Raw genomic sequence first — 14,948 nt, forward strand, 5'->3', positions numbered from 1 at the left:
AATCTTACAGAAGGAAACACAGAAAAGCCCCAGCATAGCTGAGGCTTTTTGTCATTTTTACTCTTCTTCTGTTCCCGGTTTTTTCTTGCGGAACTTCGCCAATACTTCGTATACGATTGGCACGATTAAGAGCGTCAAAAGCGTCGAACTGATTAAACCGCCGATAACCGTTACGCCAAGTCCTTTTGAAATGACCTGGCTTCCGCCTTCGAAGCCGAGCGCTAATGGAATCAAGGCGCCAATTGTCGCGATGGCTGTCATCAGGATTGGACGGAGTCGTGTGGAGCCGGCTTCTAAGAGCGCTTCTCTCGTAGACAGTCCTTCCGCTTCCTTATGAATCACGCGGTCAATTAAGACAATGGCGTTTGTGACAACGATACCGATCAGCATCAGCATACCGATCATCGCGTTCAGACTGATTGTCTCACCTGATACGTAAAGTCCGACAAGGGCACCGATGATTGTAAACGGCAGTGAGAACAGAATCGCAAATGGCGCTAATGCTCCGCCGAATGTAATCACTAGCACGAGGTAGACGATCGCAATCGCCGCAAGCATCGCTAATCCAAGCTTCGTAAAGGAATCCGCGATATCTGCGGAAACACCGCCTGTATCGATCGTTACATTGTCAGGCATGTCAAGCTTATCAATTTTCTTCTGGACATCAACGGATACAGCTGTAACGTTGTCTGATGTAACCTCACCTGTGACATCAGCATACACTTTTCCGTCACGTTTAGACACCGTATCAGATGTTGTGCCTTCTTTTACTTTTGCCACATCACCGATTTTGACTTCTTTGCCGGTCGCTGATGTGATCTTTTTGTTCTCTAAATCTTTAACACTCTTATACTCGTCTTTTTCGGTTTTAATGTTCACGTCAAGCTCTTTGCCGTCTTTTTTCACGGTTGTGAGCGGGTCCTGTGCTGTCTCTGACATTAAGGCCTTAGAAATTTGAGAAGCTGTTAAACCGAGTTTGCTCAGCTTTTCTTGGTCAGCCACAAATGTGTACTCATCATATGTGCTGGAAAGGCCTGAGTTTACGTTCTTCAGATCCTTTTCATCCTTCATGACCTTCTCAATGTCTTTGACAGTGTCTTTAATGTCATTTTCTGAATCGCCATACACATAGTATGTCAATTCATTATTATTGCCTGAAGAGCTGAAGTCCTGTGACTTCCATTCTCCGCGGTCAGACTGCTTTTTGATTTCTTTCAGCACGTTGTCTTTTTCTTTATCAAAGTTCGGCGTGTCACTGTCATATTTGATATAGAACAATGCGCCGTTTGAATCTCCTCCGGCAAGCGGGCTGCCAGAGCCTAATGAATACTGAACCGTATCGACATGCTTGCGGTCAAGCAGGATTTTTTCTGCTTTTTCAGCTTCATCTTCCGCTTCTTTTTTCGTTTCACCCGGTTCAGGGCTGTATGTGATCTGCATCGTTTTTTCTTCCTCTGACGGAAGGTAGCTGGCACCGATTAACGGTACAAGGAACAAGCTTCCGAGCAGCATCAGAACGGCGATGATAGACGTGATCCATTTGTGGCTCAGCGCCCAGTTCAATACTTTTTTATAGATGTTTGCGAGTCTGCCAGGTTTGTGTTCTTTCGCTTTTACAGGCGCTCCCGTTAATGATTTTTTGAACAGGCTGTGTGCGAGCATTGGCACGAGCGTGATCGAAATCAACAGGGATGCGGCAAGCGCGAATACAATCGTTAAGGCGAAAGGAATAAACAATTCACCAATTTGTCCGCCTACCAGTGCGAGCGGCAGGAATACCGCGATCGTCACAATAGTGGATGACAGGATCGGTTTAAACATTTCCTTCGTTGCTTCACGGACCAGAGCTTTTCCGCGCAGCGGTTCATCTTTCAGTCTCATGCGGCGGTAAATGTTTTCGATCACAACAATGGAGTCATCAACAACCCGTCCGATGGCAACGGTCATTGCACCGAGCGTCATGATATTCAGTGTGATATCAAGCTGTTGCAGCACGAAAAGTGCGATCAGCAATGATAATGGAATAGAAATAATTGAAATTAATGTTGATTTGATATCTCTTAAGAATAAGAGAATAATCACAATCGCAAAAATAGCACCGAAGATGGCTTTGCTTAACATTGTTTCAACTGACTGTGTGATCGGCTCTGCCATGTCGAGTGTTGCGCTGTAGTTGAAGCCTTTATGGTCTTCTTTGAACTGCTTCAGCTCATCTTTGACATTGTCGGCAACCTCTACCGTGTTGGCATCGTTTGCTTTGATAATGTTGATGCCGATGCTGTCTTTTCCATTTGTGCGGGAAATTGATTCAGCTTTTTTGACATCTTTAATCGTTGCAATGTCAGATAGCTTGACCGTCGGCACGTCTGTGCTTACGCTTTGCTGCGCCTGTGCTGCTGCCTGCGGGCTTTGAGCCGCTTGTGCACTTTGTGCTGCTGCTGCGGCGCTGCTGCCTGCACTAGAAGCAGATGCCGTTGGAATTCTCATATTCTTCAAATCTTTAATGGTTTCAATATCGCCGCTGACGACGACAGATTTTTCTTTATTTCCGAATGTGTACAATCCAAGCGGCGTTGTCACATCTGACCCCTGAATCACTTGCTTAACTGTATCTTCATCAAGGCCGTATTCTTTCAGTTTGTCTTCTTTGAAAGAGAATTCAACCTCTTCCACCTGCTGGCCTGATACTTGGACTGAAGCAACGCCTTCTATGCCTTCAAGCTTAGAAACGAGGCTGTCCTCCACTTGTTTTGTCAGCTTTTGCAGATTATCTGAATCACTGGACACGCTCAGCGTCAGAATTGGGAAGGAGTTCAAACTGTAGCGTGAAATGTCCGGATCTTTCGCGTCATCAGGCAGGCTGACGTTTTCTAATGCTTCAGCCGCTTCTGTTTTCGCTTTGTCCATATCTTTCTCATAATCATATTCAATCATAACCGACGATGCATTTTCATAGGACGTCGACGTAACAACGCTCACGCCGTCCAAATTCTGCACCGCTTGTTCAACCGGTTTCGTTACTTCATCAGCGACTTGGCTAGGCGTCGCTCCCGGATATGTCGTGCTGATTGTCAGGTAGGGCATGTTTACATCAGGAATGGATTCTTGCTTCATATTCATACCCGCGTACAAGCCGGCTGCCGTTACAATAATCGTCATCAGCCATACGGCGAATTTGTTTTTCAGAACGAAATTAATAACGTGATTCATCATATCCTCCATTGTGTTTTTATTGACTGACTGGTCATTCTATATAATACTAAACGGTATAACGCAACATCGTCAACTCATATACCAGAAAATTTTTCTAAATTTTTCAAGGATTAAGGGGAAGCACATCATGAATGAGAAAAAAGAGAGAATCATAAAAACAAGCATTCGTTTATTTGCGAAAAAAGGATACGCTTCGACGACCATCCAGGAAATCGCCAGCGAATGCGGCATCTCAAAAGGCGCTTTTTATCTGCATTTCAAATCAAAAGAAGCGCTGCTATTGTCTGCCTGTGAATATTACATTGGCATGTCTATGAAAAAAATGAAACAAATAGAAGAGAATCTCGCCGGACAGCCGCCTAAGGATGTGCTGAAAAAACAAATCAGCGCTCAGTTTGAGGATTTTCGCGATCATAAGGATTTTATTGTTCTGTTGCTTACTGAAAATATCATCCCGGAAAACCAAGAAGTGAAGCAATACTTTTACAAAGTCACAGCCGAGACAGATAAACTGTATCGGAACGCTTTGCTTGCGACTTATGGCAAGGGAACTGAGAATTACCTCTCAGACCTCTCCATCATGGCAAGAGGCATTGTGCACTCCTATATGAATGTGATGGTGTTTAATGAAGAAATCAAAATTGATGCAGACAACATATCTGAATTTATCATGGAAAGACTGGATGATCTTGTACAGGGGCTAAGCCGTTCCAGCCTGGATCCGCTCATGCCAAAAGATATTTACAGCCTGATGCCCGCGAATAAAGGTCAGATCCTTCAGGACATTCAAAAAGTGAAAGAAAACAGCGCCTTGCCTGAGGACATCATCGTTTCGCTCGATGTGATCGAGGAGGAGCTGTCGCAGGAAAAGCCGCGCAAGCCGATTATCAAAGGCCTGCTGTCAAATTTGACCGGAAGTGATTTCGAAGAAGTTGAAAAGCTTCGCGCTTTGATTTCTATCTTTATTTCTATTTGATCAAAAAAGCAGCTCCCTCTGCAATGAGGAGAGCTGCTTTTTCATTAGCGTTTTTTAATTTCTTCAAGCAGGATTTTGTTAACCATCGGCGGGTTGGCTTGTCCTTTGGACGCTTTCATAATTTGTCCGACAAGGAAGCCGATTGCGCGGTCTTTCCCGTTTTTAAAGTCTTCAATTGACTGAGGATTGTTGTCAAGCGCCTCTGTGACAAGCTTCAGAAGCACGCCTTCGTCAGAGATCTGCACAAGGCCTTTTTCTTTCACAATCTTCTCAGCGTCGCCGCCTTTTTCAATTAATTCCTTGAACACTTTCTTCGCGATTTTAGAAGAAATCGTTCCTTTTTCAATCAATTGAATCATGCCGGCAAGGCCTTCCGGTGTCAGCGCCACATCAGAAAGCTCTTTTTGTTCAGCGTTCAGATAAGCTGACACTTCACCCATAAGCCAGTTTGATGCTTGCTTTGCTTCAGCGCCTTTTTGAACTGTTTCTTCGAAGAAGTCTGCCATTTCTTTTGTCAGTGTCAGAACCATCGCATCATATGCAGGCAAGCCAAGCTCATCGATATAACGCTTGCGGCGTTCATCCGGAAGCTCAGGAATGCTTGCTTTTACACGCTGCTTCCATTCGTCATCAATATACAGCTCGACAAGGTCAGGCTCAGGGAAATAACGGTAGTCGTCGGAACCCTCTTTGACACGCATGAGAATGGTTTTCTTCGTTGCTTCATCGTAACGGCGAGTTTCCTGCTGGATCACACCGCCGGACAGAAGAACCTGCTCCTGGCGTTTTTCTTCATGCTCAAGGCCTTTTTGAACAAACGCAAAGGAGTTCAAGTTTTTCAATTCCGTCTTTGTGCCGAATTCCTCTTGGCCGATCGGACGAAGAGAAATATTGGCGTCACAGCGAAGTGAACCTTCTTCCATTTTACAGTCAGACACGCCTGTATATTGAATGATGGACTTCAGCTTTTCAAGATACGCATACGCTTCTTCCGGCGTGCGGATATCCGGCTCTGATACGATCTCAACAAGCGGTGTTCCCTGGCGGTTGAAGTCAACAAGCGAATAGCCGTCGCCTGTATGCGTCAGCTTTCCGGCATCTTCTTCAAGGTGAAGACGTGTGATGCCGATACGTTTCGTTTTTCCGCCGACTTCAATTTCGATCCAGCCGTTTTCGCCGATCGGCTTATCAAATTGAGAAATCTGATACGCTTTCGGGTTGTCCGGATAGAAATAGTTTTTGCGGTCAAACTTCGTATCCGTCGCGATTTCACAGTTCAGCGCCATTGCCGCTTTCATTGCGAATTCCACGGCTTCTTTGTTTAGTACAGGCAGGACACCCGGATACCCGAGGTCGATGACGCTAGTCTGTGTATTCGCCTCCGCGCCGAATGGCGTCGGAGAGCTTGAGAAAATTTTTGAATTTGTTTTTAATTCAACGTGGACTTCAAGTCCGATTACCGTTTCAAAGTTCAATTCATTTCACCCCTTACAATTCAGGTTTTGCTTTATGATGGTCTGTCGCTTGTTCAAATGCATGAGCGACGCGGTAAACAGTGCTTTCGTCAAAGTGTTTTCCGATGATTTGCAGGCCGAGCGGAAGTCCGTCTGCAAATCCGCATGGCACGCTGATTCCCGGAACGCCGGCAAGGTTGACCGGAATTGTTAGGATGTCATTAGCGTACATTGTCAGCGGGTCTTTCGTGTTTTCACCGATTTTAAATGCAGGTGTCGGTGTAGTTGGTCCAACAATGACATCATATTTCTCAAATACGTCTTCGAAGTCTTTCTTAATCAAAGTACGCACTTTTTGCGCCTTTTTATAGTACGCGTCATAGTAGCCTGAGCTTAAAGCGAATGTTCCAAGCATAATGCGGCGTTTCACTTCATTTCCGAAGCCTTCAGCGCGCGTTTGCTTGTATAGGTCGATCAGGTTTTCCGCGTTGTCTGTGCGGTATCCGTAGCGGATGCCGTCAAAGCGTGCAAGGTTCGCAGACGCTTCAGAAGATGACAGCAGGTAATACGTCGCAAGCGCGTATTTACTGTGCGGAAGAGATACTTCTTCCCATGTAGCGCCAAGGCCTTCTAGAACTTTGAGCGCTGCAAGAACAGATTCTCTCGCTTCTTTGCCGACGCCTTCGCCAAGATATTCTTTTGGAACAGCGATTTTCAATCCTTTGATATCGCCAGTTAATGAAGAAAGAAAATCTGGAACGTCTACATTTGCACTTGTAGAGTCCATTTTATCAACGCCTGAAATGGCCTGCAGCAAGAATGCGTTGTCCTCAACCGTACGTGTAATCGGCCCGATTTGGTCTAATGAAGACGCAAATGCGACCAATCCGTAGCGGGATACGCGTCCGTATGTAGGCTTTAATCCGACAACGCCGCAGAAAGAGGCCGGCTGGCGGATGGAACCTCCTGTATCAGAGCCAAGAGAAAATGGAACTTCTCCCGCGGCAACCGCAGCCGCAGATCCGCCGCTTGAACCGCCGGGAACTGTATCTAAGTTCCAAGGGTTCTTCGTCAGTTTGTAAGCTGAGTTTTCTGTTGATGATCCCATGGCGAATTCGTCCATGTTCAGTTTTCCGATTGTGACCGCTTCAGCGTCTTGAAGGCGCTGAACGACAGTTGCATCGTAAATCGGGTCAAAGTTTTCGAGAATTTTGCTGGAGCATGTTGTGCGCAGCCCTTTTGTTACGATATTATCTTTTACGCCGATCGGCATCCCAAAGAGAAGACCATGCTCAGAATGGCTGTCAACCGCCTCATCGAGCTCTTTTGCGTATGCGCGCGCTTTTTCTTCATCTAATGCCAAAAAGGCTTGTACCTTATCATCAACCGCTTGAATGCGTTTATAAGATTCATCGACCAGGTCAGAAATCTTAATCTCTTTTTTATGTATGAGCTGTTTTAATTCTGTGATTTTGTGATCAAATAATGACATTCTTGTGTCCCTCCTTTAGTCCAGAATTGATGGCACACGAATATAGCCGTCTTTGTGGTCAGGCGCATTTTTCATGACATCCTCAACCGGAAGACCTTTACCCGCTTCATCTTCTCTCATGACATTTTTCATTTTCAGCACGTGAGTTGTAGGCTCCACATTGTCTGTGTTGACCTCGTTCAGCTCCTCGGCAAATGAAATGATGCTGTCAAGCTGTTCAGTGAACATTTTTGCTTCTTCTTCTGTAATCGCAAGTCTCGCAAGGTGCGCAACGTGCTTTACTTCTTCTATTGAAATTCGTGACATATGATCCACCTCCACATATTTCTCCGTTAAGTCATATAATACTGATCATATCAAAAACAAGCCCTTTAAAGCAACAAAACGCCTTGGGGCGGGCCTGTGTTTTCGAGACAATACCCTATATATTTTATACTAAAAAGAGGCGAAGGAGAAACGAAATATTTTTCTGAAAATTTTTACTTTAATTATTTTTGAAAGCGTTTTAATCTCTATTCCCTTCTTGGTTTGCCCCGATATTTCCCGCTGATCGGCCATGTTTCATCGCTTGAATGGGTGGGAATACTTTGTTAGGTTAAGTTACCAAGTGCACCTGCAAAAGAATGTCTTTTGTGTCGTACTTGCGCCAGGCTGCTTAACTGGCACCATCAATTTGAGAGGTGATGCAAAATTATTAGAATTGAAGAGAGGGTAAAACGTGAGTATTGAAATTATTATTTCTTTAGCAATTTACTTTATTGCCATGCTGTTAATCGGCTGGTATGCATTTAAGAAAACCACTGATATTAACGATTACATGCTTGGAGGAAGAGGTCTCGGGCCGTTTGTTACTGCTTTGTCTGCCGGAGCGGCGGATATGAGCGGATGGATGCTGATGGGTGTTCCCGGCGCGATGTTCGCGACAGGGCTGTCAACCTTATGGCTTGCTTTAGGTCTTACCATCGGGGCGTACTCAAACTACTTGCTGCTGGCTCCAAGGCTGCGTGCTTATACGGAAGCGGCGGATGACGCGATTACGATTCCTGATTTCTTTGATAAACGATTCCAGCATTCTTCATCACTGCTGAAAATCGTATCTGCTTTGGTCATTATGATCTTTTTCACATTGTATACCTCTTCCGGTATGGTATCTGGAGGGCGGCTGTTTGAATCTGCTTTTGGCGCGGATTACAAACTGGGCTTGTTTCTGACTACCACGGTTGTCGTGTTATATACACTATTTGGCGGTTTCCTTGCTGTCAGTCTGACTGACTTCGTGCAGGGTGCGATCATGTTTGCAGCACTAGTGCTTGTGCCGATCGTTGCTTTTACCCATGTGGGCGGCGTTGCTCCGACTTTCCATGAAATCAGCGCTGTTAACCCAAATCTATTGGATATCTTTAAAGGCGCGAGCGTCATTAGCATTATTTCCTATTTAGCCTGGGGCTTGGGGTACTACGGCCAGCCTCATATTATCGTCCGATTTATGGCGATTAAAAACATTAAAGATTTAAAGCCTGCACGCCGAATCGGCATGAGCTGGATGGTTATTTCAGTGCTCGGTTCCGTGTTGACGGGTTTAATCGGTGTTGCTTATGCCCATAAATTCGGTGTTGCTGTAAAGGATCCGGAGATGATATTCATTATCTTCTCTAAAATCTTGTTCCACCCTTTAATCACTGGTTTCTTGTTGTCAGCTATTTTGGCTGCCATCATGAGTTCCATCTCCTCACAGCTCTTGGTAACAGCAAGTGCTGTAACAGAGGATTTATACCGGACGTTTTTCAGACGAAAAGCTTCCGATAAAGAATTGGTCATGATCGGGCGTCTGTCCGTCTTAGTGATAGCTGTTATTGCGGTTCTCTTATCATTGAATCCGAGCAGTACCATTCTTGATTTGGTCGGATACGCGTGGGCCGGCTTCGGTTCAGCTTTCGGGCCTGCGATTCTGCTCAGCCTGTATTGGAAGCGGATGAACGAATGGGGCGCACTTGCTGCGATGATTGTAGGGGCTGCGACCGTGTTGATCTGGATTACAACCGGCCTGGCAAAATCAACCGGCGTGTACGAAATCATCCCTGGGTTTATCCTCAGTATGATTGCCGGCATTATCGTCAGCATGATCACGAAGCGGCCTGCAAAAGCCTCTTACCGATTATTCGGTGTTATGGAAAAACTGTTAAAGCGCAAAAAATAATCAAAAAGCCATCAAGCGCTGCTTGGTGGCTTTTGTGCCCTTGTTTTGCGATAAATACTGTGAGAAAATCATATTTATTTAAAAACACCTTAGATAAGGGGGAAGTTGCTGTTGAGCTGGTATATTGATCCTGATATTTTATTAAAATTAGGCATTGCCACTTTGATTGGCATGGTCATCGGGCTGGAGCGCGAGCTGAAGAATAAGCCGCTCGGGTTAAAAACCTGTATCGTTATCGCCGTCAGCTCATGCATGCTGACGATCGTCAGTATTAACGCGGCATATCATTTCCCTAAATACTACCGCATTATGATGGACCCGCTGCGTCTGCCGGCGCAAATCATCTCCGGCGTCGGGTTTATCGGCGCAGGTGTCATTTTGCGGAAAAGCAACGATGTCATTTCCGGCTTAACCACATCGGCTATGATTTGGGGGGCGGCCGGGCTCGGACTTGCAACCGGAGCGGGATTTTATAAAGAAGCCTTTGCCAGCCTTCTGTTCATCCTGATCAGCGTTGAATTTCTGCCGTGGGCTGTCAGAAAAATTGGTCCAGACCGCCTGCAGGAAAAAGACATCCGCATCAGAATGTCACTTTCCGATAAAAACAAAATGACAGAGATTTTAAAAGAAATGAAAAGAAGAAACATTAAGACACACTCCGTCCGAATCGATGACCTTCATGAAAAAGAATTTCCGATCATGGAAGTCAAGGTCCGTGTCCATAAAAACAGATACACGACCGATGTCTACTATGATATAAAAGACATTGAAGGTGTCGTCGGCGTGAAGTGCGATACATTATAAAAGCCAATGGGGCATTATGACCCATTGGCTTTTTTCGTTCTAGAAGAGCTTAGAAAAATCATATTCTGTGATCGGCGTGCGGTTTTCTATATCCCTTCTGAAACCGGCCAGCATTTCTTTTTCTTCTGCGCCTATTGAGGTAAGATCAAACATTTGATGCAGCAGTCCGTATATCAGCATATGACGCAGGCGGAGAAAATCAGGTATTCTGATCAGCCACGAAGCATCCAGATCATTTTCCTCCCTGTACCCTTTCATAAAGTGTGTCATAAATTCCTCTGTAAACACGGCTTTGTTTTCATATGGAACGACCGGGTACCATAGCACATTATAGAGGAGAATGCTAATATCATTGACAAACCAATTGTAGCCGATGTCATCAAAATCAAATGTTGTGATTTTCCCTTGGTCCCAGTTAAAATTGCCATGGTGGAGGTCTGCATGAACCAAGCCATAGCTGTCCCTGCTTTTTGGTAATTGGCGCAGTTCATTCATTAGCTCATCGGCCTGCTGAAACACCTGAGTCTGGTTTTCCGGCACGTATTTTCTAAGCATCAGCTGCTCTTCTTCATCCCACTCCTGTCTTTTAAAAGCAGGATTGTTGAGCTTGTAGCTTTTTGTCAAGCTGTGCATTTTCCCTGTGTATCTGCCAAGCTCAAAAAATAGGGTTTCATTCCAGTCGGATTCGTCCACTTTGTGCCCCGGCGCCTTCTCATATACTCTGAGTAAAAACGCTCCGCCATTTCCATCTGGCACTTCCTCAACATCTTTTCCATTTAGCGACGGGATCGGTTTGGCTACTGAAAGTCCTCCTTCAGCAAGGTGATGGAGCCACTCCATTTCCCCCATAATGTAATTAGGCGACCTGCGAATTGTGTGTGTAATCTTTAAAATATAAGATTCGTTGTCTTTAGCAAACTCATACACATAGTTTTCCGCATCTGCTAAGAATTGCACCTGCTCTCTTGTAAATCCATATATAACGGCAGCTTCTGCCAGAACCTTTTCTTCATCGAATATTGCTTTAATATCTTTATGCATGCTGATTCTCCCTCTTCATATATTTAAATAATTCTTTTATCGTGTGTTTTTTTGTGAAATTCCAATCATCAACATACCAGCCCTTCTTTTCCAGATCTACTTCCATTTTGACAGCGAGAAGTGAATTTCCTCCTAAATGAAAGAAATAGTTGGGTCAATACCTACATGATCCAAGTGGAGAATATCCTTAAATGTCCGCAGGTATTTTTTGCTGTTCTGTTTCCGGTTCCGACCCGCTTTCTACTGCTTCGGCTCCTATATGTTCCTTCACTAATAAAGCTCGCAAATGCTCCAGCCGGTTTGTATCTAAGGCCACTATATGAAGAATGCGGGATTGTTCAGCATGCAGCACTTTCCAATGAGCATTTGTGTTTTCAATGAAAGCTTGCGGCAATACATCACCTGCAGCCGTTTTTTCCGTTACATCCTGCGCAGGCTGCCGAGAGGATACCCATTCGATATGCCCGCTTCGATCCTCTACATCATACACAGAATTGTGATAAATACGATCCGCTTCTTCTTCAAAACGATGCGCAGCCCAGAATTCAGAAAAAGCCCGGTTTCTGCCTGAATCCTTAAACTGCAAGGATATGTCGCAAGCTGTTTTTCCCATGCATATGAAGCCAGCCCTGTCAGAATTTTATATTGTTCAATGCCTTTGCCTGATGCGCGGCAGCTGAGCTAAAATGTATCGATCTTTAATGAGTCTTCCATTAGGACCCCCATGACCGCACCAACAATGCCTTCATCACTAAATCTGTCCGCCGCTTCAACAATCCAGCCGATGTGTCCCTCCGTATCAAGCCGATGGGCAAGCTTCTCCTCGAGGGAAATCGACGGGATGCTGCCCCTATAAAGAATTTATAACAGAGGTTGAAAAAGGCGCCGACAGATGTATGTGGAGGATGATTACAGAAGAGAGGCTGAAGAGCAGTTTGAAGGACCATCCGATCAATTTATTTCCAGTCTAGATATAAAGTTTACAATCAGCTATGCGCAGGAAAGCAACTTGCAGCGGGCCGAAGAGCTTACGGTGCGTACGAATCAGCTGAATGCAAGCGGGAAACATACGATTATGAGGAGTTATATTATTTCAAAAGTCGGATTCTCATATGCTTTTCGTCTGCGAGCTTTTTAACGGGAGAAAGAGGAAATAAATGAAAATGGCCGTCCAAAATTCCAAAAATATTTGAATAAAAACCATTTAATCACACAAACATATTTATGTAAATATTTATAAGATATTGTCTATATTTGTTCATTTTTTAGTTTTAATGATAGAAGCGCTGAAACAGAAAAAATGATAAAATTCAAGAAAAAGACATATTGCACACCAAGCCAATCAGTTAGACTGCTCATAATCAAGATAGAAGCACCGTATACAAATGTGCTTATTGTATGCTGAGCAGACAGGATTTTCGGCAGCAATGTTTCGTTTATGTTCTCCTGCACATAAGTTCTAATCGCAATCCCCCTGAGCTGAAATGAGGGTCCCAGAATAAAGACCAGAAGCAAGGACGCCAACGCATACTTGTTTAGCGCAAGACATAATGTAGAAGCGCCGATAGCAATTGATGTCCATAAAATCATTGAGAACAGCTTTCCGTTGATGCTTTTCGAAAATTTCCATACGATTAAACCGCCTGTAATGGTACCCGCGAAATAGCTGGCATTAATAAACCCCCACCATGTTTCGTTTTTATGAAGCACTTCATCGACATATACAAGAATGATAGCCCCCGTCCAAATGCTTCTGCCGAACATAGATAAAAGCTCAAGAACAGTCAGCATTCTGATAACAGGCATCTGATAAATCGCTTTCCAGCCAGCTGCAATTTTATCAATAAAAGATTCGTTTTCTTCCTGTTCGCCATCTCCTTTACCCGCATCCTTGACAAAAAATAAAGACACTGTTGAAGTGCCATAAAGCACAAAAGTCAGCATTAATAGCAATTGGGGCCCGAGCCATTTGATCAAAAGGCCGCCGAGCAGCCAACCGAGCAAGAGCACGATCTGATCAGAGGTCAGCACAAGACTGTTTGCTTTCAATAGCATGGTTTTTGGAACAAAACGGGGAATCATAGAATTTCTGACCGGGATGGTTCCTCCATCTAACAGGGACATGAAAAATACAATCAAGAAAAAGATTACAATAGATTTAAAATCTATAATAAATATGAGGAGCAGCAAAGATAAAAGTATTGTTTGCGTCATCTGTAAAAAGATCAAAATCTGCTTGAGCCTGTATTTATTGATAAAAACAGGTATAAAAACTGCACTTAATGATTGGCCGACAAATTGCATCATGGCCACAAGTGATGCCAAAAAAGCCGAGTCTGTGACTTGATAGGTAAACAGGGTCAGCACCAGCACATATAGAGAATCTCCTAAATTGGCAATCGACTGCCCCGCCCATATGAAATAAAAGGATTTATTTTTCATATTTTCAACCTTTTTCTATTTTTTGAACATCATAACATAAATGCATACCCTATCCAACGATCCCCAAATTCAATATAAACGCAAAATAACCCCAGCGCCGCTGCGGCGCAAGGGGTTAACTTATTTTAGTCATAAATGTGAACAGTCGGCTCTTTATCGCCAGCATCCCGGAGAATGACCGCTTCCTGCCCGTCTGAGGATGTAATATCCACTTCGAGATCTAGTGAGCTCTTTGAGTAATAGTCCATGACTTCACCCGTTAAGAACTGGGTAAACGCGACGACTTCACTCTTTCCGTAGAATTGCATCGGAATTTCGATTTTCATTTTCTTCATTTCATTGTTTTCATACAGGGCCGTTCCGACAACACCTGTGTAGTTCGGGAAGTAGTTGTCAATTGAGTTTTTGAACCGTTTAAAGACTTCAGTATCATCAGGATATTTCTCTGCAGTGCTCGTATCGGCCGGATAGAAGACGTATTTTTCATTTACATCGTCCCAGTTTGAAATATCAGAGGAGCCTGCTTTGACTTCTGTTTTGGCGATAAAATTGCCGGGAACGATGGATGTTTTAGACGCCTGTTTGTAAAGCGCAATCGTAATCGGCACATTCTTCAGGTTATCTTTTTTGCGAAGGCGGTTAATGACCTCCTGCGCGATTTTTTCTCCCTGTTTACGGAGTGTGCTGTTATCAATTTCCACTTCTTTTTGAGGGTCGCCTGTTTTCTCGCGGTAGTAATACACTGAATTTAACGCCAAGCCGATCATAACGCCGCCAAGCTGGATGGAATTCTTGTCTTTTCTGACTAAGTAATCATGTTCCAGCATAGAAGCTAAATAAACCGGACTGCTTTCGTTTTTCTCTTCTGTTGAGCCAGAGCTAGGGAGCGCTGGGTTCAGACCTTCGTTTTTAAAGTTTTTATCTTCTTTCTGGGCTTTTTTCAGATCAGAGCCTGTTTTTTTCCGAGCCAGCCAGCTTAATACTGTATCTTCATCTAAGTATTGTCCTTCTTGGAACAGATAATCGTCTGTCGAGAAAGAGTCTTGGGCAAGGCGCATCAGTCCCGTTTCAAACTCATCAATATCAAGTCTTGTATTCAGCTGTTCCGTTGTCAGGCCGCGTGCTTTCCCCGCTTTAAACGGAAGCACCATTTTGTAATAGGAGTCAGAGATATTGTATTTTGGGATAATCGCTTTTTCTGACGATTTCGCCGTTTTTTGCGTAATCTCTTCCTCCTTCTTCCCCCCAAAACCTGACGAACAGGCAGACAGCATCAACACTGCCGCCGTTGCCGCCATTACCAACGTCTTTTTCAATAGAAAACACTCC

10 protein-coding genes and 2 pseudogenes are annotated in these 14,948 nt (G+C 44.3%); 4 read left to right on the forward strand and 8 right to left on the reverse strand.

The genetic code is table 11. The annotated features are described in order from the left end of the window. Positions 1-57: 57 nt before the first annotated feature. A complete protein-coding gene (gene srfP, locus V6D42_RS15900; RefSeq protein ID WP_333513876.1) occupies positions 58-3,210 on the reverse strand; it encodes a surfactin resistance protein SrfP in 3,153 nt (1,050 codons plus the stop codon). A gap of 130 nt (positions 3,211-3,340) precedes the next feature. Here srfP and V6D42_RS15905 point away from each other — a divergent pair. Then, positions 3,341-4,247, forward strand: a pseudogene (locus V6D42_RS15905) (TetR/AcrR family transcriptional regulator). Here the strand turns inward: V6D42_RS15905 and gatB are convergent. Genes gatB through gatC form a run of 3 tightly spaced genes read right to left on the reverse strand, consistent with a single transcriptional unit; the run spans position 4,234 to position 7,441 of the window. Beyond that, positions 4,234-5,664 (reverse strand): Asp-tRNA(Asn)/Glu-tRNA(Gln) amidotransferase subunit GatB, encoded by a 1,431-nt coding sequence (gatB, locus tag V6D42_RS15910; RefSeq protein ID WP_010333268.1) that lies wholly within the window; start codon positions 5,662-5,664, stop codon positions 4,234-4,236. The pseudogene V6D42_RS15905 and the gene gatB sit on opposite strands and share 14 nt — an antisense overlap. 13 nt (positions 5,665-5,677) lie before the next feature. Then, the gene (gene gatA / locus V6D42_RS15915) at positions 5,678-7,135 is read right to left on the reverse strand and encodes an Asp-tRNA(Asn)/Glu-tRNA(Gln) amidotransferase subunit GatA (protein WP_333513877.1); all 1,458 of its coding nucleotides are present in this window, start codon (positions 7,133-7,135) and stop codon (positions 5,678-5,680) included. A 15-nt stretch (positions 7,136-7,150) separates the two neighbouring features. Continuing rightward, complete coding sequence (gene gatC, locus V6D42_RS15920; protein ID WP_003219442.1) at positions 7,151-7,441, reverse strand: Asp-tRNA(Asn)/Glu-tRNA(Gln) amidotransferase subunit GatC; 291 nt, start codon at positions 7,439-7,441, stop codon at positions 7,151-7,153. A 412-nt stretch (positions 7,442-7,853) separates the two neighbouring features. Between gatC and opuE the strand changes: the two genes are divergently transcribed. Beyond that, the gene (gene opuE / locus V6D42_RS15925; protein ID WP_333513878.1) at positions 7,854-9,332 is read left to right on the forward strand and encodes a proline transporter OpuE; all 1,479 of its coding nucleotides are present in this window, start codon (positions 7,854-7,856) and stop codon (positions 9,330-9,332) included. 105 nt (positions 9,333-9,437) lie between these two features. Then, complete coding sequence (locus V6D42_RS15930; RefSeq protein WP_081720754.1) at positions 9,438-10,136, forward strand: MgtC/SapB family protein; 699 nt, start codon at positions 9,438-9,440, stop codon at positions 10,134-10,136. Between the two features lie 39 nt (positions 10,137-10,175). Here the strand turns inward: V6D42_RS15930 and V6D42_RS15935 are convergent, their stop codons facing one another. Both V6D42_RS15935 and V6D42_RS15940 read right to left on the reverse strand, forming a co-directional pair. Beyond that, positions 10,176-11,177, reverse strand: coding sequence for a phosphotransferase enzyme family protein (locus V6D42_RS15935; RefSeq protein ID WP_333513879.1), 1,002 nt, complete (start codon positions 11,175-11,177; stop codon positions 10,176-10,178). Positions 11,178-11,364: 187 nt separating this feature from the next. Beyond that, a complete protein-coding gene (locus V6D42_RS15940; RefSeq protein ID WP_333513880.1) occupies positions 11,365-11,790 on the reverse strand; it encodes a hypothetical protein in 426 nt (141 codons plus the stop codon). 264 nt (positions 11,791-12,054) lie between these two features. On the opposite strand from V6D42_RS15940, the pseudogene V6D42_RS15945 reads away from it, so the two are divergent. Beyond that, positions 12,055-12,310 (forward strand): annotated as a pseudogene (locus V6D42_RS15945) (hypothetical protein); the annotation flags it as partial. A gap of 115 nt (positions 12,311-12,425) precedes the next feature. Here the strand turns inward: V6D42_RS15945 and V6D42_RS15950 are convergent. Together V6D42_RS15950 and V6D42_RS15955 are read right to left on the reverse strand one after the other, a co-directional pair. After that, positions 12,426-13,619: an MFS transporter gene (locus V6D42_RS15950; protein ID WP_333513882.1), complete on the reverse strand. Its 1,194-nt coding sequence runs from the start codon at positions 13,617-13,619 to the stop codon at positions 12,426-12,428. A gap of 125 nt (positions 13,620-13,744) precedes the next feature. After that, entirely contained in the window at positions 13,745-14,935 is a 1,191-nt protein-coding gene (locus V6D42_RS15955) for a CamS family sex pheromone protein (RefSeq protein ID WP_333513883.1), read from the reverse strand. Between the last annotated feature and the right edge of the window lie 13 nt (positions 14,936-14,948).

This window comes from Bacillus sp. 0909A (genome assembly GCF_036765115.1).
Lineage (GTDB): Bacteria > Bacillota > Bacilli > Bacillales > Bacillaceae > Bacillus > Bacillus mojavensis.

Bases quoted from the DNA above. Each gene is read 5' to 3' on its own strand.
- srfP (WP_333513876.1), bottom strand. From the start codon at position 3,210: ATGAATCACGTTATTAATTTCGTTCTGAAAAACAAATTCGCCGTATGG.
- gatA (WP_333513877.1), bottom strand. From the start codon at position 7,135: ATGTCATTATTTGATCACAAAATCACAGAATTAAAACAGCTCATACAT.
- gatC (WP_003219442.1), bottom strand. From the start codon at position 7,441: ATGTCACGAATTTCAATAGAAGAAGTAAAGCACGTTGCGCACCTTGCG.
- V6D42_RS15935 (WP_333513879.1), bottom strand. From the start codon at position 11,177: ATGCATAAAGATATTAAAGCAATATTCGATGAAGAAAAGGTTCTGGCA.
- V6D42_RS15940 (WP_333513880.1), bottom strand. From the start codon at position 11,790: ATGGGAAAAACAGCTTGCGACATATCCTTGCAGTTTAAGGATTCAGGC.
- V6D42_RS15950 (WP_333513882.1), bottom strand. From the start codon at position 13,619: ATGAAAAATAAATCCTTTTATTTCATATGGGCGGGGCAGTCGATTGCC.